We start from the raw sequence: 21,540 nt of genomic DNA on the forward strand, positions 1-21,540 counted from the left end.
GTGCGGGCGCACGAAGCACCCGCACGGCGATTCACTCGATGACACCGCAGGCGACGCGTGGCCCGCCGCCACCGAGCTTGTTGGGCTGATCCGCATAGTTGTCGCCGTTGCCGTGGACCATCACGGCGTGACCGGCCAGGGCGCCGACCTCCAGACGCGGCGCCAGAAGCGGCATCGCGGCATTGCCCATGGAATCGACCGTCAGCGCAGGCAGGTCGCCGAGATGACCGCTCGCGCTGTAGGGCCCGCGGTGCCGGCCGGTATCGTCCGGATCGAAGTGCCCGCCGGCCGCGGCGGCGGCGGTCATGTCACCGTCCTTCACGGCAGGCTGGCAGCTCGGCTTCCGGTGCACGTGGAAGCCGTGCACCCCGGGCTCCAGACCTTTCAGGTCGGGTTCGATCAACATCCCGTACTCGGAGTTGCTGAACGTCACCGTGCCAATGGCGTCGCCGACGCCGTCAGCGCTCACCCGGTGCATCGTGACTTCGGTGGCCGCCATGGCGGCTGGCGTGGCCGTTACGAGGGCGAGAATCAATAGACGTTTCATCGTGCCTCCTGCATCCGATGACGTCACCCCCTCTCGTGCTCCATGCAACGCTAACAGTTGTGAGTGCCGAGGTACTAACCTTTCGTATTGCCATGCCTCAGCGTTGGTCAGCGCGCTTGTGGCAGAGCGCGAGGCGCACGGTATAGCAAGGTCTACATGAACGACGGGCAACGCTGCCCACAGGCGCGCTGACGAGCGCCCAAAGGGAGCCGTCGTGCGGCTCTGAGGCATGGCAATACTTGTCGACGGGTTAGTGAAACCCGTGCGGCAATGCGACCTCGAGAGCAGCGCGAGCCTGGTTTCGCTGGTCACCGTGGCGGTCCGTGCGATGCCCGTAACGGCCGTTTACGGTGACCGTGAACGGCGGCAGATTCGCCGGCGGCCACCGCACCCGCCAACGCAGCCGCCCTTCCAGTGCAAGCTCGCGGATGTCCTCGGAATCGTCCGCCGCGAAGCGGCGGTCGGCGTCGATGCGGAACTCTGCGTCGAGCCGGCGGGGGATCAGCGTCGCAGTGCTCGCCAGTCGCGTCTCCATGACCCACGACCGCGGCGCCTCGGGCCTCGCCTGCGTCATCTTCCAGTTCACTTCGGGGTGAAACGCGACTCGCCCGCCGAGTGGCACCTTCGCGAACAATCGTGTGGTGCGCTGTATCCGCCCGGCACCCTGAACGTCGGGCGCATGGGTCACTGAATGCCGGTAATGCCCGCCCCACTGCCAGGCACCGGGGCGAAAACCGACGCCAAGGCTCGCCGACTCCCGCCGTTCGGCCAGAGTGTCGGCCTGCAGGCGGATCAGGCGGCTTTGCGTCAGCGTGACCCTGTAACGTGGACTGCGCAGGATGCCGCCGACGACAGGCAGCCATCCGAGTCCGCCGTCGGTGTAGACGAGTTCGGTGGTGATCGCCTCGCGCTCGCGGTCGCCATCGCCGGCATCGGAATCGTGTAGCGTTCGTGTACCGCCGATTCGACCCGAAAGCGCCCCCCAGTCGACGCGCGCGGCCAGCCGATCCACGCGCCGCCCCCGTGCCGGCTCGTCGTTCGCACGGGTCCAGAACGCCTCGTCGGCCCAGCGCCGCTCCGCCAGCAACTCCCAGGCGAAGGCGTTCCCCGTATCGGGCGAGCTGGCATAGCGGGCTGAAAGATCATAGGCCGCGCCGCTGTTGGATTGCGCGGCACCATATCGGTGCACTTCCACCGCCCGGCTCGCGGCATACTCGCCGTGTAGCCGCAAGCGATCGGCGAACAGGTTGTCGTGAAGCGCCACCGACCACACGTCGCCACGCTCGGTGACCGCGTCCACCGCCGGAGCGTCATCGACATAATCGAGGTAGGCGCTTTCGAGAACGGGCCCACGCATCGACCGCACGGCGGGACGAAGCTGCATGCCCCAGCCCTGGATACCCGCCGCTTCGTCGTTGACCCAGAGACCTTGGTGGGCGGCATTCGTCTCGCCCCGCTGAGTGGGAAAGCCTGTCAGTCGCGAGCGCAACGCCCGCGTGCCGGACCGTCGCACCGACATCGGCGCAAGGCTTGGCAACTGCGCCTGCACACCCCTGCTGCAGGCCCCGCTGCGCCCTGTGGCAGCAGACTCACAGCCCCCTCGTCCAGCCGTTACCCCGGTATCGGGCAGCACCATCGCGGCAACCGCCGCCTGCGCCCATGAACCACTCGCTAGCGCTACGCACACCGCGGCCGGCGCCAGAAACGCCCGTCGCATCGCTCCGCGACACCCCCGTCATCAGACATGAACAGTCCGCGTCAAACTGTCGCAGTATGCCGACACACGCGCGGACTGAAACAGCTACGGGTTCACGGGTTCGGGGAGCGCCGACGAACGGTCGATCCCGTTCGCCGGCGTGGCAACGTTCATACCGGAGAAACGGGCCGGACATTGCTGGTAAGCGCTGTGTAAGGGCCGGCTGCAACCGTCGGCCTGCGTTCGACACCACCGGCATTCACGGAGACGGAAGGGGGACACCTATGCAATACCGTGCGCTTGCCCGGATCGTAGCGACGACCTCGCTGGCCGCGCTTGCGATGGCCCCGGCCCTCGCCGGCGCCGCACAATCCGACGACATCACGATCAACCTCGAACGACCCGTCAACGGCAGCAGGGTCACGGGGATCAACGTCATTACGGGCTGGGCGGTCGCGCCCGCCGGCATCGACCGGGTCGAGCTGTTCATCGACGACGGGAGCACGCGCAACCAGGTGCTCGCCTACGGCGGATCACGCAAGGACGTCTGCCGCGGCCGTTCACCGACTCCGCCGGATTGCCCGCGCGTGGGCTTCGCCTCCACGTTCAGCTACAACCTGCTCAACGACGGCGAGCACACGTTCACCGTCCGCGCCTACGACAACGACGGCGACTTCAACGAGGATTCCGCCACGTTCACCATCAACAGCTTCGGCGAGAACTTCGTCGACGGTGACCGCCTATCCCTGCCGGCATTCCAGATCAGCAACGTCTTCAAGGCCAACGCCGGGAGCGACAATCAGCGCTACGACGTCGAGTTCGAGTGGCGCACCGCCGCCCAGCAGTTCGTGATGACGGACATCACCGAACGGCCCAACCTGGTGGCGTTCCTGCTGCCCGATGCGCCCAGCGGTCTGACCGCGAGTACCAGCGGCGGCGACGTCGAGCTCAACTGGAGCGACAGCACGACGAGTGGCGACTTCGGACAGGAAAGCTGGTTCGTCGTGGAGCGCAAATTCTCGAACTTCGCGCTGGGCATCGACACGGATTTCGAGGTCGTCGGCGTCGCGGGGCCGGATACCACGACATTCACGGATAGCACGGCGACGCTGTCGGTGGCCGTGGCACCGGGAACGTACACGTACCGCGTTCTGGCGGCAGTGCCCAGCGGCACGAGTGCCAGTGGCACCGCCACCGTCACCCAGACGCAGGACACCATCATCCTGGAAAAGTAGACGCCGACGCCGCCGTGGCCTTCGCGCCACGGCGGCGCACGCATAACCGGCTATGCGCCACCATAGCCGAGCCCGGCGACCACGCCGAGGCCGATGAACACCACCGCTGCGGCACCATGGATCGCCCGCATGGGCAAACGGTCCGCGGCGAACCGCCCCATGATCACCACGGGCACGTTCGCGGCGAGCATCCCCAACGTGGTGCCCGCGATCACCAGCCACGCGGGATCGAAGCGCGCGGCGAGCACCACCGTCGCCACCTGGGTCTTGTCACCGATCTCGACGAGGAAGAATGCGATCAGCGTAGTCACGAAAACGCCGTAGGGGTAGCGCCCTGCGGCGTCGTCCTCGCTGTCCGGCACCAGCAGCCACAGGCCCATGGCGATGAACGACAACGCCAGCCCCCACCGCAGCGCGACCTCGGGCACCAGCGCACTGAGCCACACGCCGAGCGCCCCGGCGACCGCATGATTGGCGATGGTCGCGAGTGTGATACCGGCGATGATGGGCCAGGGACGACCGTAGCGCGCGGCAAGCACGAGCGCGAGAAGCTGGGTCTTGTCGCCGATCTCGGCGAGAGCGACGGCGACGGTGGAAATCAGGATGGCTTGCACGGATGGATCCCAGGGGGCGGGCTGACGAACACCCATGACACGACACACCCGCCCGCCCCCGGTTGGGTGTCCGTGTCAAAGGTCTCGTCAGGCATCGCTGCCGCACACGCCACGGTCCATTGAGGGACCAAATCTGTTGACGTGCGCCCCGCACCGCGAAGGGTGCGGCCGACTACTCCCCTAAGACGCGACGAACTTTACCGCACTCGCGCTCCGACCTCCAGGCCTCGGGAACGTCATAACAGCGTCACGCCATTGCAATCGCGAACCGCTACAAAGAGCGCCGCACCGGTCCACGGGATGACGAACGGATACGCGCCGCCGGACCGCACGATCCGATTTTCCGAGACGAGTGGTACTGACCACCACGGGAGCCAATCCCATGCCGCGCAATTCCACCGCCACCCCGGCTGCCTCTTCGGTGATCTGTCATCGGCCCGACTGTCATTGCCCGCTCCTAAGCCCGGCACGCGTCGCCGAGCACCTCCGGCTTCATCGCGAGGCCGCTACGCTTCTCCGCGCCCGCCCGGCGCTGACCGTGGAGGATCTGCGGGCAGCCGTCGATCGGGCACCGCACTGCCACTGCCCGGCCCCGGCGGTGGAGCCACCGCTGCCGGACGCGGCCTGACCGATGCCTGCGGTAACCCTGCGCGCGCGCTTGTGGGCGGCGTTCGGCCTGCTCGTACTAGCCATCGTAGCGGTGGCGGGCACCGGATTGTGGCACCTCACCCGGCTCGACACAGCGGTGACGGCAATCACCGACGGCGCTCTGCAGCGCGCCCGCTACGCGCACCAGGTGGAGGGGGCAGTGGCGGCGCTGGAGCGAGCGGAGAAGGGGGGTCTCCTCGCACGTGCGACTCTCGATATCGCCGGCGCCAAGTCGTACTTCGAGGATGCCGTCGGGCAGTTCGAACGGCTGCAATCCCTCGTCGAACGATTGCAGGCCCTACCGGCGGACGAACGCCAGCGCCAGCGGCTCGCGGCCTTCGAGCGACATATCGCCGATTACCGGGGTGTGCACGAACGCTTGCGCGATCTCGCCGGCAAGGGGCAGGTGCAACCTGCCATGAAACTCAGCGAGGGCGAGGGCGCGCCATTGCTAGCAGCGGCGTACGCCGCCCTGGATGAATACACCGCGGCAGTTGACGATGCCTCCGCCGCGGCTCGCGAACGCGCCGCCGCCGAAGCGACCACCGCCCGCTGGTGGATCGCCGCTGTGACCGCCGCGGCAGTGCTCACGGGTGTGTTGCTCGCCTGGCTCATTGCCCGGCACCTGCGTCACGGCCTGGCTCGCATGGTCGCCGCTGCCGAGGCGGTAGCCTCTGGCGACCTGCGGGCCCGGGTGGACTGGTCACACCGGGACGAGATCGGGCGAACAGCGAGGCGACTGGAGCAGAGCTACGCCGCGTTCGCCGAGTCGGTGGACGCCATCCGCGCCACCGAGCAGACCCTGGGCGAGGCTGCCGACACCCTCACCGAGCGAAGCAACGACATGGTCACGGCACTGCGCCGCCAGGGCGAACGTGTCGGCGACGCCACCGAGGGCGCGGGGCACAATGCCGTCGCCGTTCAGGAGGTCGCCACCGCCGCCGGCGAAGCCGCGGCGACTACCGGCGAGGTGGATGAGCGCATCCGCGAGGGACGTGAGCGGGTGGACGCGGGCCTCGAGAGTGTCCGCGAAACCGAAAGGGCACTCGGGCAGACCGCCGATCGCCTCGCCGAGCTCACCGGCCACGCCGAATCCATCGACCGCGTGATGACGGTCATCGACGACCTCGCCGCGCAGACCAACCTGCTCGCCCTGAACGCTGCCATCGAGGCTTCCCGCGCCGGCGATGCCGGACGCGGTTTCGCGGTCGTCGCCGAGGAGGTGCGCGCGCTCGCCCAACGCAGTGCCACCTCCACTGAGGAGATCCGCGCCACTGTCACCACGCTGCAGCAACTCGCGGGTGACAGCCGCGCTGCCATGGACGACAGCCTCGCCTCGGTAGCGCACGCCCGCACGGAGTCGGAGCGCGTTCACGACGCCTTCCGGGGCATCCACGAAGGCGTGGCCGCGATCCGCAGGCGCACCGAGCGTATCGCCACCGCCGCCGAAGAGCAGACACGGGTCGGCGAGGAGCTGCACCGCCAGATCGACGAAATCCGAACCATCGCGGACGAGACCACGGCCAGCGGCGAAGCCTGCGAACACATCTCTCACGATCTCCGCGGACAGGCGGACCGGTTATCCACCCGCGTGCGCCGATTCCGGACCTGAGCGCGGAAAATCCGCCCCCCACCGACTGCAATGCTGGCGTACTGACGGGCGCAGAAACACGGCACTAGTTACTAATCCGATCACAGGTAATGCCACGTGTCAGAGCGCTTGTGCGATTCGGCTGCCAGGCGCGCGAGCGAAGGCGTGGCAAGGCTCACGTCGAGTGAGCGCAACGCCGCAGCCGAATCGCACAAGCGCTCCCTTCGGGCGAGGCTGTCGGGCGCTCTCGCGGCGTTGCTCGTCGCTCATGTAGCGCTTGCTACACCACGCGCCTCGCGCCTTGCGAGAACGCCCGACAGCCTCGCTGACATGTGGCATCACCTGTGATCGGATTAGTATTGGGTGGTCAGGCGTCCACCGCCTGCGAGCATGCCAGTGGCCTGGAACACGAATTCGTTGTACTTAATGCGCGTCATGGCGCCATGACGCGCCCTAGGTGGCGGTCCACGAACAGGACATTGCCAGCCTTGGCCTTGGCGTCGCGCTTGACCTTGGCAAGCCGCGCCGAGACCTCGTGGTGGTTGGCGAAGCGCCCTCCGGATACCGGCACCGCCGCCATCGACAGCGCCACCAGCGGGAAACGCCGGTGGCGGCCGTGGCGATCCACGGTATCCAGGCCGCCACGGGCATGATCGTCCGGCTCGTAGAAGTCGCCGCAACGGGCGGCGAACTCGTCGAGCATCCGGCGGCAACGCCGCTCCCAGTCGGAACCGCTGAGCACCAGCACGAAATCGTCACCGCCGACGTGCCCGGCGAACTCATCGGCACGCAGTCTCGCCTCGAGGACACGCGCCGTGGCGAGAATCACCTCGTCACCGCGCTGGTAACCATAGCGGTCGTTGTAGGGCTTGAAGTTGTCCAGGTCGGCGTAGACGACGACGAAGGCTTCACCGGCGGCGATTCGCCCGTCGACATGCTGCTCGATGCGCACGTTGCCGGGCAGGCCGGTGAGTGGGTTGGCATGCCGGGCAGTGTGAATCTGCAAATCGGTGATCCGCCGTAGCAGGTCGAAGACGCTGCCGACGCCGACGTACCTTCCCTGCGCATCGGTTACCACGAAGGCCTCGTCAGCGTCCGCGGTCTCGGTGACGCGGCGACTCAGTGCCTCCAGCGGCAGATCCGAGGGCACGGTTAGCGCACGCGTATCGACGAATTCCACTACCGGGCGCCCACCGAAGAGCGCGTGGCCGTAGTTGTGCGCCAGCCGGGAGAGCAGCGCGTCACCACGCACCAGCCCGGCGGGCCGGTTGTCCGTGGACACCAGTGGCACGCAGCGCAGATGCGATTCAGCACGAAAACGCGCCGCGACCTCGGCAGCAGTGGCGGCGGGCGAGGACGGCGTCACCGGCGCGGCGAGATCGCCGGCGATATGCCGGCCGTCACGGTCGCCCGCATGCGCCACACCCGGCAGTGCCGGCCCCGTGGTCAAGGGCCGCGGGCGGGGACGGCCGAGCAGATAGCCCTGACAGTAGCGCATACCGAGCGCCCGCAGGGCGAGGTACTCGGCATCCGTCTCGATGCCCTCGACGATGACCCGCGCGCCCATCCGCCGGGCCATGTCCAGCACCGAGCGCACCACGTCACGCTTGCCGGCGTCGGCGTCAGCGCCACTGGCGAAGTAGCGGTCGAGCTTGACGTAGTCCGGGCGCAGCTCCGACCAGTGACGCAGACCGGCATAGCCAGCGCCCAGGTCGTCCAGGGCGATCGCGAAGCCCATGGCACGGTAGTGGTCCACGGCGCGGCGGACGATGTCGTAGTCGTGGATGGGGAACTGCTCGGTGATCTCGATCACGACGCGCTCCGGCGCCACGCCGGCGCGTTCGAGCAGGCGCAGGGTCTCCCCCGATGGATGGCGCACGTCCACGACGGCATCCGGCGTGACGTTGAGGAACAGCCGGCCCGGGCAACCGCTGCGGCCGAAGGCCTCGATGATCACCGCACGACAGAGCAGGTCCAGCTCCACGAGGCGGCCGTCACGGGCCGCGGCGTCAAAGAGCTTGAGCGGGGAGTGCAACGCGCTGGCCGACGGCCCGCGTATCAACGCCTCGTGCCCCCAGAGCTCGCCGTGTCGCACGCGACGATCGGCTGAAACAGCGCTGCGACCTGCCGATTGCTGAAGATGTCGTCCAGGCCGTTCCCCCTCATCGTCGCCCCCATTGACCGCGACCGCGCAGCATAGCCGCCCGGTCGTGACAGCATCGTGACCGCACGCCGGTGCCGCTCACAGCCGATGCACCGGAGCCCCCAGAGACAGATAATCCCGGGGGCGACAGGTAAGCACGAGTACCTGATGGCGGCGCGCTGCACGGGCAAGCGCCGTCTTCATGGCATCGAAGCGCGCCTCGTCGGCGAAGGTGAGCGCGTCATCGAGCACCACCGGCACCGCTTCACCCCGCTCGGCAAGCAGATCCGCGAAGGCCAGGCGCACCAGCGTGGCAATCTGCTCGCGAGTCCCCAGACTCAACCGCTCGAACGGCTCGTCGACACCGTGGCGGCGCACGCCGGTGACCGCGAGCTCGTCATCGAAAAGCAGCTCGGCCTCGGGCATCAGCAGGCGCAGATACGGCCGCAGCCGCTCGGTGACCGGCGCAAGGAAGGTACGGCGCGCTTCGCCGGCGGCACGTTCCAGCACATCGGCGGCGAGCTTGACCGCACCGGCCTCTCGCTCGAGGCGCCGGTGCTCGTCCTCGGCAGCGGCGAGGTCGCTATCGAGCCCGACGCGCCGCTCCCCGAGCCCCTGGTGTCCCAACGCCTCGAGGCGGGCACGCAGGTCGGCGACCTGACGGGCGACGCTCGCCCGCTGCTCGCTGTGCTGCGCCGTTGCCGCACGGGCGGTTTCGAGCTGAACGTCCACCGTCTCCGGGTCGGCCTCGGCGAGCGCCGATTCCGCCTCTGCCAGGCGTTGCGCCGCGCTCTGCTCGGCCCGCCTCGCCTCGGCGAGGCGAGCGTAAAGGGTATCGTCGTCGCACTCCGCCCGCGCGCTCGCCAGCGCGCCATCGATCTGGCGTACTCGGGCCGCCTCCGCCTCACAGCGTGCTGCTTCGGCGGCGCGCGTTTCGCGCTGGGCGGCGGCACTGCGTGTGGCCCGTTCCAGGCGATCGCGGGCACGCTGCACGTCAGCCGCGGCCTGTTGCTGCGCCTGGCGTGCCTCTGCCACATCGGCGTCGGGATCGTCGACTTCATCACCGCCGACGGCCTCGGCGAGCACGGCGAGCTCCCGTTCCGCCTCCGCGATCGTGCGTTCCAGTGCGTCCAGTCCGTCGGGCGCATGAGCGGCGAGCACCCGCTCGTGGGCATCGGCGTCGGCCAGGCATCTGTCGCGACGGCGCAGGGCGGCTTCGGCGTCGGCGAGCGTGGCCACGCCATGGGGCTCGGCGATTTCCCCGAACTCGCGCTGCGCCGCCTCCAGCTCGGCACGCGCCGAAGCCAGATCGCTGCCGCCGGGGCGGATGTGAATCTCACCCACGCCCTCCAGGGACAGCCGGGCCTCACCCGTGACGCGATACTCGTCCTCGGCGACGCGGCTGACCGCGCCGGCGGTGGCGACGGGCACCGAGAGCCGGGTGTGCACGGCGGTGCCACCCGCCTCGAGCCGTGCGGCGGCCTGGGCATGACGGTCGGCGGCGGCCCGCAGGCGCTCAAGAATCCCGGCGGTGATCGTCACCGCGTCCGCGGCCTCGCGCGCCTGCCGGGCCGCCCGGGCCTCGGTTCGGGCACGATTGCCCACCTCGCGGAGCCGGGCCAGCTCGGTCGCCTGCCCGCGATGCGCCCGCCGCGCCTCGCTACGCCGAAGCCGGTCACCGGCCTCGCGCTCGGCGGTGAGCGCCTCGTCCAGTGCCTGACGGGCAGCGGTCTCTTCGGCCTCCGCGGTGACAAGTCCGGCTTCCACGTCACGTTGTCCCGCCTGACGACGCTCCAGGGTTTCACGGGCATCGGCAAGCTCGCGCGCCAGACGCTGACGTTCCCGCCACAGGCCCTCCAGACGCTCCGCCTCGGCGGCGGCGACGCGGTGCTCGCCAGCGACGCGCTCACATTCGGCGCGGCGGTCGGCGAGCTGTTGAGCCCGGGATTCCGCGGCCTGGAGGCGTGCCTGCAACTCCTCCGCCACGGCCGGATCATCGAGCTCGGCAAGCTCGCGCTGACGACGCTCGAGCTCCGCGACGTCACGCTCGAAGCCGGCGAGCATGTCGTCCACCTCGGCGAGCTCGTCGCGCAGCGCCTCCACCTTTTCACCAGCTTCACGCAGGGCCTTGCCGGGACGGCCGGTGGCGGTCCAGTGCTCGGCGCGCGCGGCCCGGAAACGCTCCAGCAGGCGCTGCCCCACGGCGCCGCCGAGCACGTTACCCACCTCGGCTTGGAGAACGGCACCGAGGGCATTCCGGGCGGTCTCGGCGGGGGAAACCGGATCGAAGGCCGTCCCCTGCGCCACCCACAGCAGGCCCCACACGCCCTGATATCGATCGTCAGTAGCACCCTTGCGCGGTCGTTGAAAGCCGAGCAGTGCCTGCAGGGCGTCCTCGGCGGCATCGTCGCTCGCCACGCCCCGGGGCCCTTCCAGCCGTGCGCCGGGACGCTGGCAGAAACGCTTCCACAGCCTGTAGCCGTTGCCGTCGGCGCGGAAATCGAGGGTCACCTCCGGTCCGACCTTGTGGCCGTAGGGTTGCAATGCCGCTGCCGCTTTGCCCGTGAGCGAATGGCGGTCGAAGAGCGCCGCGCGCAGCGCATCGAGCACCGTGGTCTTGCCCGCCTCGTTGTCTCCGGCAAGCAGGTTGAGCCCCGGTGCCAGCGGCCCGATTTCCACCGGCTGCGTGAGTGCGCGGAAATTCTCGATGCGCAGTCGCTCGATCTGCACGTCAGGGCCTGCTCACACGATCCGTGTGCGTCGAACCGGCCACATATTCGAGCGCCCCGGCGCACCACGCGAGCAGCGTAGCGGCACTACGCGGGCGAGTGCCGACACCGGAATTCGCGAAAACGGGGCCGGCCCTTCGGCTTGAACCTGACATCGGCCAACGCCTGTTCATTCGTCGCTCATCGCGATTCAATCCGCATCTCCCTCACTGCTCATCTCACCGCATGTCAGGCTCGATGGGGCGTTCGGACATTCAACGAACGCCTGTTCCCGGACACTAACCCTCACGCAGCTGCTGGTAGGCGGCATAGAGGCGCTGGATCGCGTCAGCCGCGTGGGGTTCGCCCGCCCGCTGGCGCTCGCGCAACTCGGCGAGCGCGTCCGCCACGAAGCCGCTACCTTCGAAGGCGGCGAGATCAGCGTCGGAAGCCTGGGGATGCAGCCCGGCATCGTCGACCTCCAGGTAATGAAGGCGCGCCTGCCAGCGGGCGAGGACTTCATCGAGCGCCGCACGCGCGGCGAGGTCCACGCTGCCATCGATGGTCAGCCGCAGCAGCGCTCGCGACGGATCGTCCGTCAGCGCCGAGAGGCGGGCGTCGAGGCCGTCCACGTCCGCAGCACCGCCGATGCTCATGTGCCGCTGATACCATCGATAGTGCGTGGTCTCCAGGGGCGTGACCGTGGGTGATACACCTGGTTCCGGCACATCCACCAGAAGCACGTGCCCGGGATCGCGGCTGCGGAAGCCATCGGTCTCGGGGGTACCCGCGTACCAGGTGCGCGGGGCGATCTCCAGGGTCCCGTGCCAGTCGCCGAGGGCGAGGTAATCGAGGCGGGCCCGCTCGCTGCGGTCGTCGGCGATCGGGTTGTGGGCGGCCGCCCCCTCGGGCAGGCGGTTGGTGACGCTGCCGTGGGCGAGACCGATGCGCACGGCTCCCGGCGGCGTCGACGCGGCATCGAACCATTCCGTGAGATCCTCGGGCTCGTGCCGTCGGGTCAACGGCGCCGGCAGCACGGCGAGGCGATCACCGGCGAATAGCAGCGGCTCCGGATGCAACGCGGGATGAACGTTGGCGGGCAGCACGCCGAGACGCGCCATCCGCGTCCAGACACTCTCAGCCAGGGCGGCATCGTGATTGCCCGGCAGCAACACCCACGCCCCGGTGAAACCGGCCATGGCCTCCAGCGTCCGCCGTAGTGCCGCATCCGGCAGGGTCTGGCTGTCGAAGACGTCGCCGGCGACCAGCACGACATCGACCGCATGCTCGGTGGCGAGCTCGGCGACACGGCGCACGGTGGTATAGCGCTGCTCGCGCAGCAACGCACCGGCATCGCCGCTTATACGGCCGAAGCCCTTGCCGATCTGCCAGTCCGCAGTGTGGAGTATGCGCACGCGGTCCCCCCACCTCGAGCGAGGCTGGTAGTCTGCCCTAGAGAAATCGGGAAAACAAAGTGGCGGCGCGGAGTTGGCGACGGCGGAAAACAATGGGCCCGGTCACTGGTACCGGGCCCAAACACAGACGATCGGCACGTCGCCGAGGTCTCAGGAGGAGAAAGCTTTTTGCTACGCCGCCGCCGTCCTGGCAGCGGCGCAAGGACAATAGCCCGGCGAGCTTACAACCACATGACAACTCGCCTCACTTCCAGCCATCCACTGTGCAGACAATGCGTTCAAGGAAAGGTTCAACACTCATGGGTGACACGCATCTCAATGTTCTCGGCGTCGAGCTCGAACCCTGCGGCCATGATCCGCTTACCGGTTTCTACCGCGACGGCTGCTGCCGCGTCGGCAAGGAGGACGTCGGCGTCCACGCCGTCTGTGCGGTGATGACCGAGGAGTTCCTCACGTTCAGCGCGAGCCGTGGGAACGACCTGGCGACCCCGCGCCCGGAGGTCGGCTTCCCCGGGCTCAACCCGGGTGATCGCTGGTGTCTGTGCGCGGCACGCTGGCAGCAAGCCCACGACGCCGGTTGCGCTCCGCGCGTGGTGCTCACGGCGACCCACGAGGCGGCGCTGGAAGTGGTGTCGCTGGAAGCGCTCAAGCCCTACGCGCTGGACCTGTCGTGATGCAGGTCTGGTTCAATCACGGCAAGGAAAGCGGCCCCTGGGGGCGCAAGATCACCGCGTTGGCCGACGTGGCGCGCCGCCACGGCCTCGTCGTGGAGAGCCCGGACTATCGCCACACCATGGATCCGGACGAACGCGTGGCCCACCTCCTGGCCCGACGACCGCCGAGCGGGAACGGCCTGATCCTGGTGGGATCGAGCATGGGCGGCTACGTGGCCGCACGGGCGAGCGCCACACTGAGGCCGGCCGGGCTGTTCCTGATGGCTCCGGCATTCTACCTCCCCGGCTACGAGGGGGACGTCACCCCCCACTGCGCCAACGTGGAGCTCGTCCACGGCTGGCGCGACGAGCTCATACCCCCGGCACACAGCGTGCGCTACGCCGAACAGTGCCGCGCCCGCCTCCACCTGCTCGACAGCGACCACGGTCTGGCCAGTGCCGTGACGGACATAGCATCGCTGTTCGATCATTTCCTCGGCCGGGTGACAGCCACCGGTTAGCGTTCCAGGCGGCGCACGCCGCGTTCACGCAGGCGCAGCGGCGGCCTCCGCCGCGAGCGCCTCGGTCACGCTGGCACGGGCGCCTATGCGGTCCGCATACTCAGCGAGGGCGGGCCATTCATCGAGATCGATCGCGAAGAACGTCATCCACCCGAGCACCGTGTAGAGGTAGGCATCGGCGACGCTGAACCCCGACGGCAGGAGGTATTCCTGCTCCTGCAGGGTAGGCACGATCTGGTCGAAACGCCGAAAAAGCCGGGCGCGGAAATAGCGCTTGGCGTCATCCGACAGCTCACTGCTGAACAACGGCGCCGCCCCCGCGTGCACCTCACTGGTGATGAAGTTCAGCCATTCCTGCAGCCGCACGCGTTCCCAGCTTCCCGCAGTCGGCGCCATTCCGGCCTCCGGTTTCAGGTCGGCCAGGTACTGCAGGATCGCCGGTCCCTCGGTGAGCACCTGCCCGTCATCGAGCACTAGCGCAGCGACATACCCCTTGGGGTTGATATCCAGAAAATTACCACCGTCGGCAGTCTTCTTCGTCTTGTTGTCGACCCTGACCAGTTCGAACGGCAGGTCGAGCTCACGCAGGACGATGTGCGGGGACAAGGAGCACGTCGACGGCGCGAAATACAGCTTCATGGAGCCTCCCGGCGATACGATTCCACAGCGAGTGATGCACGGTTCCAGTGGCTGGCTTCTCCCCATCCGTCGATGGGGTCCGCCACTGAATCCGACGCCGCGGATTGTCTCGCCAACCGTTTGGCCGCAGGAAACAGGAATTCCGGCTTGGGGTATAAGCCAAGCTACTTGGCGCGGTTTCGTTTGTCGGTGATTATCCGATTCCCTCAGCGCCGCTCCACTGCCAGGGCGCCATCGATGAAGTCCATGAGAAGGCCAACCGCCGACGATTCCGTGACCGTGGCAGAAGGCGCCAGGGCGAATCGCCGGTAGACGGGGGGCCGCAGGGAATACACACGCATGCCGCAACGGTCGACCGGCAGTGTCGATTCCGGCACGAGCGAGACGCCCACGCCCTGCTGCACCAGAGTCAATGCGCTCGACCAGTCGCGCACGGTCATGCGAACGTCCTCGAGTATCAGATCAGCGCCGCGCGCAAGACTCCGCGCGTTTACCCGGCAACCACCGGTCGCCAGGACGAAAGGCGCCCGCACGAGCTCTTCCAGCGCGATGACGTGCGTCCGATCGCTCCATCCGGCGACGCCATTCCGCGGCGCTACCGCCACCCACTCATCACGGCCCAGATCCACTGAACGGACGCGACCGGCCGGATTCAGAACGACGCCCAGGTCGATATCGCCCGACGCGAGCCACGACTCGACCTCTTCGTCGGTGCCCTCGAGGATCACCACATCGATGCCGGGGTGCTGGCTGCGAAACGCGTCGACGAGCGGGGACAGCAGCCGGAAGAAAACCGACGTGAATGTCGCCAGCCGCACCGTGTCGCCGTGCAGCGATTTCGCCTGCGCCGCCGTGGACCGGATGGACGCCAGCGTGGCGAGCATTTCACGCGCACGGGCGATGATCTCCTCGCCGACCGCCGTGGGCACGGTGCGGTGCGATTCCCGGACGAGCAGCCGGACCCCCAGCGTTTCCTCCAGCTGCGCAATCGCCTGGCTGGCCCCGGATTGGGTGATGCCCTGCTGCTCGGCCGCGCGGGTGATGCTGCCGGCGTCAGCGACTGCCACGAGCAACCGCCAGTGAATCAGATTCATCATGGCAACGACGAAACACTCCATTCCCGGTCTTCGACACCATCCCCGGGCGCGGCGGTGCCACGCGTCCCGTCTTCGGGTCACGCACAGCCACCCCGGACAAGCGCTCGATAGTGGCACCGCACGACCGCGGTCACCACCCCGGCGACTGCGCTCATGGCAACGCACGTGGCGCCTCGTTGCACCTCGTCCCGTGACTCGACGACCGCGTTTCGTTTTCGCACCGTCCATCGGCAGTAACGTATGACTTCCTTGTGACTATGTCAGACATACGGTATAAAAGTGCGGACATTCGAGGAGGAGAGGGTGACCGTGACGACGGCACCGACGCGTAAGAACAATCGTGACCTGGGCCGCCGCATGGCCGAGCTGCTCGCCGCGGAGCTGTTCTCCGGCCAGTATGCGCCCGGCGATTACCTGCCCAAGGAAACCGAGCTCTGCGAGCGTTTCGGCATGAGCCGCGCTTCCGTGCGCTCGGGGCTCCAACAGCTGGTGGCACTCGGCATCGTCACCCGCATCTCGGGGCGGGGCACGGTCGTGGAGGAGTACCGCGACTGGAACGTGCTCGATCCCCAGGTGACCCGCTGGATGACCGCCTATGCCGAGCCCAACCCCGGGTTCCTGCGCGAGATCTTCGAGTTCCGCCACGCGGTTGAGCCCTTCATCGCCATGGTCGCGGCCCAGCGCGCCACCGCGCGCGATCTGGTGGCAATGGAGGAAGCGTTCGAAGGCATGGAGCGCAGCCTCGAGAGCGGGCAGATGAGCTACCGCGAACAAAGCTTCAGCGACTACGACGTCGCCTTCCACGCGGCGATCTACCGTGCGACCCACAACCTGGTCTGGGGCCAGCTGGCCCACATCCTCCGACCCTCGATCATGCTGGTAGTGACCAAGTCCAACGACACCGCCGAACAGCTTCGCGACAGTCTGGAACGCCACCGCCAGCTCATGGAGAGCATCCGCCTGCGCCGCCCGGAGGCGGCCTTCGATGCGGCCGTGCGGGTGATGAGCCGCACCGCCTACGACCTGGGCCTCGGCGAGGCCCGCGACGACTCCGCTGCCGCAGCGCGCTGGCGCGCGCAGTGGCTCGGGGAGCTTTCCACCGACAGCCCTTCCACCGACGACTAGCACTAACGAGTCGAACACAGAGGAGAGAGCGATGACGACGACCAACCGCTTGCAGCACATCGGTGTGGCGGCCGCGCTTCTCGGTGGCGTGTGCGCCGCTGGCGCAGTCCACGCCGCCGAGTACGAATGGACCTTCCAGACCTCGGAAACCTCCGGCGAGCCGCAGTTCGAGATCAAGAAACAGTGGGCCGAGAACATCGAGACGATGAGCGGCGGCCGTATCGAGATCGAGATCCTGCCGGTGGGCGCCGTGGTGCCCTTCGACCAGACGCTGGACGCCGTCTCCAGCGGCATTCTCCAGGGCCATCTCACCGATCCGAGCTATTTCTCCGGCCAGAACCCGGCCTTCGGGATGCTCGGCAACCTGGTGGGCGCATGGGGCGACCCGCTGGAGTTCATGGAATACATGCAGGCCGGCGGCGGTGAACAGATCTACAACAAGCTCGTCGAGCCCTACGGCGTGCACCTCGTCGGTGCGGCGGCCACGGGGCTGGAGGCTTTCCCGGCCAAGCGCCCGATCCGCAGCATCGACGACCTGGACGGCCTCAAGCTGCGCGCGCCCCAGGGCATGGTCTACAACATCTTCGACAAGGCCGGCGCCTCGCCGGTGAATCTGCCGGGCTCGGAGGTGTACACAGCACTCGAGAAGGGCGTTATCGACGCCGCCGACTACACCGTGTTCTCCACTAACCATGAGCAAGGGCTGCACGAGTTCGCCCCCTATCCCAACTACCCGGGCTTCCACTCCCTGCCCATGGTAGCGGTATCGCTCAACAAGGATATCTGGGACGGGCTGCCCGACGACCTCAAGACGATCCTGGAGACGGCCACCGACGCCCTCGCCTACGAGCTCATCTACGCGCTGAAGAAGCGTGATCTCGAAGCCGTCGCCGAGGCCCGCGAGAACCCGGATATCACCGTGGTGGACATGCCCGCCGAGGAACGCGCCAAGTTCCGCCGCATCGCGCAGAAGGAGTGGCAGGCCTGGGCGGAGAAGAACGACCTCACCCAGGAGGTCTACGACTCCGTCGTCTCCTTCCTCAAGCAGCGCAACCTGATGTAAGCGACCCCCGGGTCGATTTCCATTCGGAACGCGGGCCGCCCTTGGGCGGCCCGCCCGCCGAGGTACACGCAGTATGCAGGGCGACAGGCAATTGGAAGAGGCGGTGGAACCCGCCGAGACCGGCGATACGGGCACGCCGCTGGCGGGCGCCCGCACGGTGGTCGACCGCGCCGTCTGCCAGGTGAGCCGCGGGCTTGCGTGGCTGGTGTTCGTCGCGATGGCCATCAGCGTCTTCGAAGTTTTCATGCGCTACGGCTTCAACTCGCCCACCTCGTGGGTGCACGAAACCGTGGTGTTCCTGGTGGCGGTGATCTTCGCAATCGGTGGACCCGCCGCACTCGCGAAGAACGCCCATATCCGTGTGCGCGTGATCTATGACGCCGTGCCGCCGCGCGTGCGCCGCTGGCTCGACGCGCTCAACGATCTCGTCACTCTGGTGTTCTGCGTGGCGATGACCTACGCCGCCTACGTCATGTTCTGGCGCTCGGCCCACGACCCCACTGGCGCGTGGAGCCTGGAACGCTCGGGCACGTCCTGGAATCCGCCGTTCCCCTCGCTCACCAAGGGCGTGATCATGTTCGCGGTAGCGGTGATGACCGTACAGGCAATACTGCACGTGATTCAGTCCCTGCGCGGCCACGGCCCGGGACACCGCGAGGAGGCGGGCTGACATGGGTATCGAGACCGCGACCTACCTCCTCGTCGCCCTGATCTTCCTCGCGCTGCCCACGGGGCTGCCGCTCGCGTTCATAACCGGGCTGGTAGCGCTCGGCTTCACCTTCGGCTGGTTCGGCACCAACGCCCTGCCGCTGGTGACCACCCGCGTCTACGGCTTCGTAACCGAATACTCGCTGGTGGCGGTGCCGATGTTCGTGCTCATGGCCTCGCTGCTGGATCGCTCGGGCATCGCCCGGGATCTGTTCAACGCCATGCGCGTATTCGCCGGTCGGCTCGCCGGCGGCGTCGCCGTGCAGACGCTGGTGGTCGCGTTCTTCCTCGCCGCCATGTCGGGGATCATCGGCGGCGAGATCGTGCTGCTCGGCATCCTCGCGCTGCCGCAGATGCTGCGCCTCGGCTACGACCGCCACATCGCCATCGGCGTGACCTGCGCCGGCGGTGCGCTGGGCACGATGATGCCGCCGTCCATCGTGCTCATCATCTACGGGCTGCTCGCGAGCGAGTCCATCGCGGACCTCTTCACCGCCGCGATCACGCCGGCTTTGATGCTCATGCTCGCCTACGTCACCTACGTGCTCGTGCGCTGCGGCCGCCGTCCGGAGATGGGTCCGCCGATGACCCGCGAGGAGCAGGCCGCCGGCAGCCTGACCAAGCTCGAGGCACTGAAATCCATCGCCATGCCAGCGGCGATCGCGTTCATGGTGCTCGGCTCCATCTACGGCGGCGTCGCCTCGGTGACGGAGGCTGCCGCGATGGGCGTCTTCGGCGTGCTGATCGCCGTGCTCATCCGCCGCGAGTTCTCCACGCGGCTGCTCCACGAGAGCCTCTATCAAACGCTCAACACCTGCGGGATGATCGTCTGGATCGGTATCGGCGCGGCAACGCTCGTGGGCGTGTACAACCTGATGGGCGGCAACCGGTTCGTCTCTGCCACCATTCTCGGCATCGACGCCGCACCGGTGGTGATCATCCTGGTGATGATGGCCATTCTGCTGGTGCTGGGGCTGTTCATGGACTGGATCGGCATCGCCATGCTCACGCTGCCCATCTTCGTGCCCATCGTCGAGCAACTCGGCTACGACCCGGTGTGGTTCGGCATCCTCTTCGCGGTGAACATGCAGGTCTCCTTCCTCAGCCCGCCGTTCGGGCCGGCAGCGTTCTACCTGAAGGGCGTGGCGCCGCCGGAGATCGCGCTCAAGGACATCTTCACCTCGCTGGTGCCCTTCATCGGCATGCAGATGGTGGTGCTGGCGCTGCTGCTGTTCTTCCCGCAGCTCGCCATGTGGCCGCTGGACTAGCCAATGCGCGCGGCAGGCGTTCCGGGAGCCGAGGATGAGCGGCTTTGCCCCGCAAACTCGTGCCGGCCTCCGATGTGCTTACCGCGCACGTGGGCCGTCGGCAATTGTAGGTCGGCGAGCGCGAAGCGCTGGCCGACATGCCGGGCACGGAGACGTCGGCTGCCGGAAGCAGCCGACCTACGCCTACTGCAGGTGAGCGGCTTCTTCGCCGCGCACGTAGCCCGGAATGCGACTACCGCAGGCAACCAACTCCCACGCCGCGGGCAGGCCACCAACGTTGGCAGGCGCGGCGGGGCACGGGGTGACGGAACCCTATGCGGCAGGAACACCGCATTGGAGCCTACAGGGACGTATTCACGGCGTGTTCCGGCACCCCGTGTCCCGCCGCGCCCAACCCCAAACGTTCCCCGCTCTGCCAAAGGCCGCGGAACAGCACCCACACGACCAGTGGCTCAACCCGGAAAAGCCCCATGAAGATCACCCAACTGAAAACCTGGCAGATCCCCCCACGCTGGCTGTTCCTCAAGATCGAGACCGATGACGGCGTCTACGGCTGGGGCGAGCCCGTGATCGAGGGCCGCGCCGCCACGGTAGAGGCCGCCGTCCACGAGCTCGCCGACTATCTCGTCGGCGAGGATCCACGACGCATCGAGCACCTCTGGCAGACGCTCTACCGCGGCGGCTTCTACCGCGGCGGGCCGATCCTGATGAGCGCCATCGCCGGTATCGACCAGGCCCTGTGGGACCTCAAGGGCCGCGCCCTCGGCGTGCCAGTGCACGAGCTCCTCGGCGGCGCCTGCCGCGAGCGCATGCGCATGTACGCCTGGACCGGCGGCGACCGCCCCGGCGACGTCGCCAACGGCGCCCGCGCGCTCGTGGACCAGGGCTTCACCGCCTTCAAGATGAACGGTACCGCAGAGCTCGCCATCGTCGATTCCCACGCCCGCATCGACGAGGCCGTCGCCCGCGCGGCCGAAGCGCGCGATGCGGTGGGCCCGGAGGTGGGCATCGGCATCGATTTCCACGGCCGCGTCCACCGCCCCATGGCGAAAGCATTGCTTCGCGAGCTCGAGCCCTTCCACCCCATGTTCGTGGAAGAGCCAGTGCTGCCCGAGCACCTGCACTGCCTGCCGCAAATCGCCGCCGGCCTGGGCTATCCCATCGCCACCGGCGAGCGGCTGCACAGCCGCTACGACTTCCGCCCGGTACTGGAAACAGGCTACGTGGACGTGGTCCAGCCGGATCTCAGCCACTGCGGCGGCATCACCGAGGGCCGCAAGATCGCCGTGCTCGCCGAAACCTACGACGTGGCCCTCGCCCCGCACTGCCCGCTGGGTCCGCTCACCCTCGCCGCCTCCCTCCACGTGGACGCCGTCTCCCACAACGCGTTCATCCAGGAGCAGAGCATGGGCATCCACTACAACCGCGACAACGACGTACTCGACTACCTCGTCGACCCGGCGCCGCTGCGCATCAAAAACGGCTACTGCGCCATCCCCCAGGGGCCCGGCCTCGGCGTGGAGATCAACGAGGCCTTCGTCGAGGAGCGCGCCAAAACCGGCCACCGGTGGCGCAATCCGGTCTGGCGCCACGCCGACGGCAGCGTGGCGGAGTGGTAGGCAGCGGGGCGGCACGGCAAGCGTAACCACGATAGCTACCGGATAACCTGGCTGATACAGCCAGCGACCGGCGTTATTCTGGAACTATCAGCATCCGCCGATAGCTCTCCCGTACCGACCCCAAGGTTCCGCCGATACCCTTGGGGTTGGGCACCACCGAGGAGCACTCACCGCAACATACTAATCTTCTCAGAAGTATTGTCATACGTCAGAGCACCACAGCGGCCCGGGGGCAAGACGCGTTCGCGCC

The 21,540-nt window shown here is 68.0% G+C and carries 18 protein-coding genes and 1 riboswitch; of the genes, 10 read left to right on the forward strand and 8 right to left on the reverse strand.

Annotation, left to right across the window (positions count from 1 at the left end; genetic code table 11):
• Window positions 1–31: 31 nt before the first annotated feature.
• Together sodC and ACPEES_RS03485 are read right to left on the reverse strand one after the other, a co-directional pair.
• Complete coding sequence (gene sodC, locus ACPEES_RS03480) at window positions 32–547, reverse strand: superoxide dismutase [Cu-Zn] SodC (protein WP_435101104.1); 516 nt, start codon at window positions 545–547, stop codon at window positions 32–34.
• 250 nt (window positions 548–797) lie between these two features.
• Window positions 798–2,066: a hypothetical protein gene (locus ACPEES_RS03485; protein ID WP_435101106.1), complete on the reverse strand. Its 1,269-nt coding sequence runs from the start codon at window positions 2,064–2,066 to the stop codon at window positions 798–800.
• Window positions 2,067–2,527: 461 nt separating this feature from the next.
• On the opposite strand from ACPEES_RS03485, the gene ACPEES_RS03490 reads away from it, so the two are divergent.
• Window positions 2,528–3,478 carry a hypothetical protein gene (locus tag ACPEES_RS03490; RefSeq protein WP_435101108.1) on the forward strand — a complete coding sequence of 317 codons (951 nt, stop codon included), beginning with the start codon at window positions 2,528–2,530 and terminating at the stop codon, window positions 3,476–3,478.
• 50 nt (window positions 3,479–3,528) lie between these two features.
• Here the strand turns inward: ACPEES_RS03490 and ACPEES_RS03495 are convergent, their stop codons facing one another.
• Window positions 3,529–4,092, reverse strand: coding sequence for a TMEM165/GDT1 family protein (locus tag ACPEES_RS03495; RefSeq protein WP_435101110.1), 564 nt, complete (start codon window positions 4,090–4,092; stop codon window positions 3,529–3,531).
• Window positions 4,093–4,107: 15 nt separating this feature from the next.
• Window positions 4,108–4,285, reverse strand: a riboswitch (yybP-ykoY riboswitch).
• Window positions 4,286–4,474: 189 nt separating this feature from the next.
• On the opposite strand from ACPEES_RS03495, the gene ACPEES_RS03500 reads away from it, so the two are divergent.
• Both ACPEES_RS03500 and ACPEES_RS03505 read left to right on the forward strand, forming a co-directional pair.
• The gene (locus ACPEES_RS03500) at window positions 4,475–4,720 is read left to right on the forward strand and encodes a hypothetical protein (protein WP_435101112.1); all 246 of its coding nucleotides are present in this window, start codon (window positions 4,475–4,477) and stop codon (window positions 4,718–4,720) included.
• Window positions 4,721–4,723: 3 nt separating this feature from the next.
• Window positions 4,724–6,352 (forward strand): methyl-accepting chemotaxis protein, encoded by a 1,629-nt coding sequence (locus tag ACPEES_RS03505; protein ID WP_435101114.1) that lies wholly within the window; start codon window positions 4,724–4,726, stop codon window positions 6,350–6,352.
• Between the two features lie 412 nt (window positions 6,353–6,764).
• On the opposite strand, the gene ACPEES_RS03510 is transcribed toward ACPEES_RS03505, so the two are convergent.
• The 3 genes from ACPEES_RS03510 to ACPEES_RS03520 all read right to left on the reverse strand — a co-directional run bounded on the left by ACPEES_RS03510 (window position 6,765) and on the right by ACPEES_RS03520 (window position 12,597).
• Complete coding sequence (locus ACPEES_RS03510) at window positions 6,765–8,426, reverse strand: bifunctional diguanylate cyclase/phosphodiesterase (RefSeq protein WP_435101116.1); 1,662 nt, start codon at window positions 8,424–8,426, stop codon at window positions 6,765–6,767.
• Between the two features lie 147 nt (window positions 8,427–8,573).
• The gene (locus ACPEES_RS03515; RefSeq protein ID WP_435101118.1) at window positions 8,574–11,204 is read right to left on the reverse strand and encodes an AAA family ATPase; all 2,631 of its coding nucleotides are present in this window, start codon (window positions 11,202–11,204) and stop codon (window positions 8,574–8,576) included.
• Window positions 11,205–11,481: 277 nt separating this feature from the next.
• Window positions 11,482–12,597: a metallophosphoesterase family protein gene (locus tag ACPEES_RS03520; RefSeq protein WP_435101120.1), complete on the reverse strand. Its 1,116-nt coding sequence runs from the start codon at window positions 12,595–12,597 to the stop codon at window positions 11,482–11,484.
• Between the two features lie 299 nt (window positions 12,598–12,896).
• On the opposite strand from ACPEES_RS03520, the gene ACPEES_RS03525 reads away from it, so the two are divergent.
• A complete protein-coding gene (locus tag ACPEES_RS03525; RefSeq protein ID WP_435101122.1) occupies window positions 12,897–13,271 on the forward strand; it encodes a DUF2237 family protein in 375 nt (124 codons plus the stop codon).
• Window positions 13,271–13,771, forward strand: coding sequence for an alpha/beta hydrolase (locus ACPEES_RS03530; RefSeq protein WP_435101124.1), 501 nt, complete (start codon window positions 13,271–13,273; stop codon window positions 13,769–13,771). Before ACPEES_RS03525 ends, ACPEES_RS03530 begins: the two co-directional genes overlap by 1 nt.
• 24 nt (window positions 13,772–13,795) lie before the next feature.
• Here the strand turns inward: ACPEES_RS03530 and gstA are convergent, their stop codons facing one another.
• Together gstA and ACPEES_RS03540 are read right to left on the reverse strand one after the other, a co-directional pair.
• Complete coding sequence (gene gstA / locus ACPEES_RS03535; protein WP_435101126.1) at window positions 13,796–14,410, reverse strand: glutathione transferase GstA; 615 nt, start codon at window positions 14,408–14,410, stop codon at window positions 13,796–13,798.
• 206 nt (window positions 14,411–14,616) lie between these two features.
• Window positions 14,617–15,507: a LysR family transcriptional regulator gene (locus tag ACPEES_RS03540; protein ID WP_435101128.1), complete on the reverse strand. Its 891-nt coding sequence runs from the start codon at window positions 15,505–15,507 to the stop codon at window positions 14,617–14,619.
• 309 nt (window positions 15,508–15,816) lie between these two features.
• Here ACPEES_RS03540 and ACPEES_RS03545 point away from each other — a divergent pair, with 309 nt between their 5' ends.
• The 5 genes from ACPEES_RS03545 to dgoD all read left to right on the forward strand — a co-directional run bounded on the left by ACPEES_RS03545 (window position 15,817) and on the right by dgoD (window position 21,290).
• Window positions 15,817–16,632, forward strand: a complete 816-nt coding sequence (locus ACPEES_RS03545) for a FadR/GntR family transcriptional regulator (protein ID WP_435101130.1) — start codon at window positions 15,817–15,819, stop codon at window positions 16,630–16,632.
• A 31-nt stretch (window positions 16,633–16,663) separates the two neighbouring features.
• Window positions 16,664–17,695, forward strand: coding sequence for a TRAP transporter substrate-binding protein (locus ACPEES_RS03550; RefSeq protein WP_435101132.1), 1,032 nt, complete (start codon window positions 16,664–16,666; stop codon window positions 17,693–17,695).
• A gap of 73 nt (window positions 17,696–17,768) precedes the next feature.
• Window positions 17,769–18,365, forward strand: a complete 597-nt coding sequence (locus ACPEES_RS03555) for a TRAP transporter small permease subunit (protein ID WP_435101135.1) — start codon at window positions 17,769–17,771, stop codon at window positions 18,363–18,365.
• A 1-nt stretch (window position 18,366) separates the two neighbouring features.
• Window positions 18,367–19,671 (forward strand): TRAP transporter large permease, encoded by a 1,305-nt coding sequence (locus tag ACPEES_RS03560; RefSeq protein WP_435101137.1) that lies wholly within the window; start codon window positions 18,367–18,369, stop codon window positions 19,669–19,671.
• A 470-nt stretch (window positions 19,672–20,141) separates the two neighbouring features.
• Entirely contained in the window at window positions 20,142–21,290 is a 1,149-nt protein-coding gene (dgoD, locus tag ACPEES_RS03565; protein WP_435101139.1) for a galactonate dehydratase, read from the forward strand.
• Window positions 21,291–21,540: the final 250 nt, after the last annotated feature.

The organism is Arhodomonas sp. AD133, assembly GCF_051195215.1.
Lineage (GTDB): Bacteria > Pseudomonadota > Gammaproteobacteria > Nitrococcales > Nitrococcaceae > Arhodomonas.

Coding starts and splice junctions, on each gene's coding strand:
- sodC (WP_435101104.1), bottom strand. CDS start 547: ATGAAACGTCTATTGATTCTCGCCCTCGTAACGGCCACGCCAGCCGCC.
- ACPEES_RS03485 (WP_435101106.1), bottom strand. CDS start 2,066: ATGTCGGTGCGACGGTCCGGCACGCGGGCGTTGCGCTCGCGACTGACA.
- ACPEES_RS03490 (WP_435101108.1), top strand. CDS start 2,528: ATGCAATACCGTGCGCTTGCCCGGATCGTAGCGACGACCTCGCTGGCC.
- ACPEES_RS03500 (WP_435101112.1), top strand. CDS start 4,475: ATGCCGCGCAATTCCACCGCCACCCCGGCTGCCTCTTCGGTGATCTGT.
- ACPEES_RS03505 (WP_435101114.1), top strand. CDS start 4,724: ATGCCTGCGGTAACCCTGCGCGCGCGCTTGTGGGCGGCGTTCGGCCTG.
- ACPEES_RS03525 (WP_435101122.1), top strand. CDS start 12,897: ATGGGTGACACGCATCTCAATGTTCTCGGCGTCGAGCTCGAACCCTGC.
- ACPEES_RS03530 (WP_435101124.1), top strand. CDS start 13,271: ATGCAGGTCTGGTTCAATCACGGCAAGGAAAGCGGCCCCTGGGGGCGC.
- gstA (WP_435101126.1), bottom strand. CDS start 14,410: ATGAAGCTGTATTTCGCGCCGTCGACGTGCTCCTTGTCCCCGCACATC.
- ACPEES_RS03540 (WP_435101128.1), bottom strand. CDS start 15,507: ATGATGAATCTGATTCACTGGCGGTTGCTCGTGGCAGTCGCTGACGCC.
- ACPEES_RS03550 (WP_435101132.1), top strand. CDS start 16,664: ATGACGACGACCAACCGCTTGCAGCACATCGGTGTGGCGGCCGCGCTT.
- ACPEES_RS03555 (WP_435101135.1), top strand. CDS start 17,769: ATGCAGGGCGACAGGCAATTGGAAGAGGCGGTGGAACCCGCCGAGACC.
- ACPEES_RS03560 (WP_435101137.1), top strand. CDS start 18,367: ATGGGTATCGAGACCGCGACCTACCTCCTCGTCGCCCTGATCTTCCTC.
- dgoD (WP_435101139.1), top strand. CDS start 20,142: ATGAAGATCACCCAACTGAAAACCTGGCAGATCCCCCCACGCTGGCTG.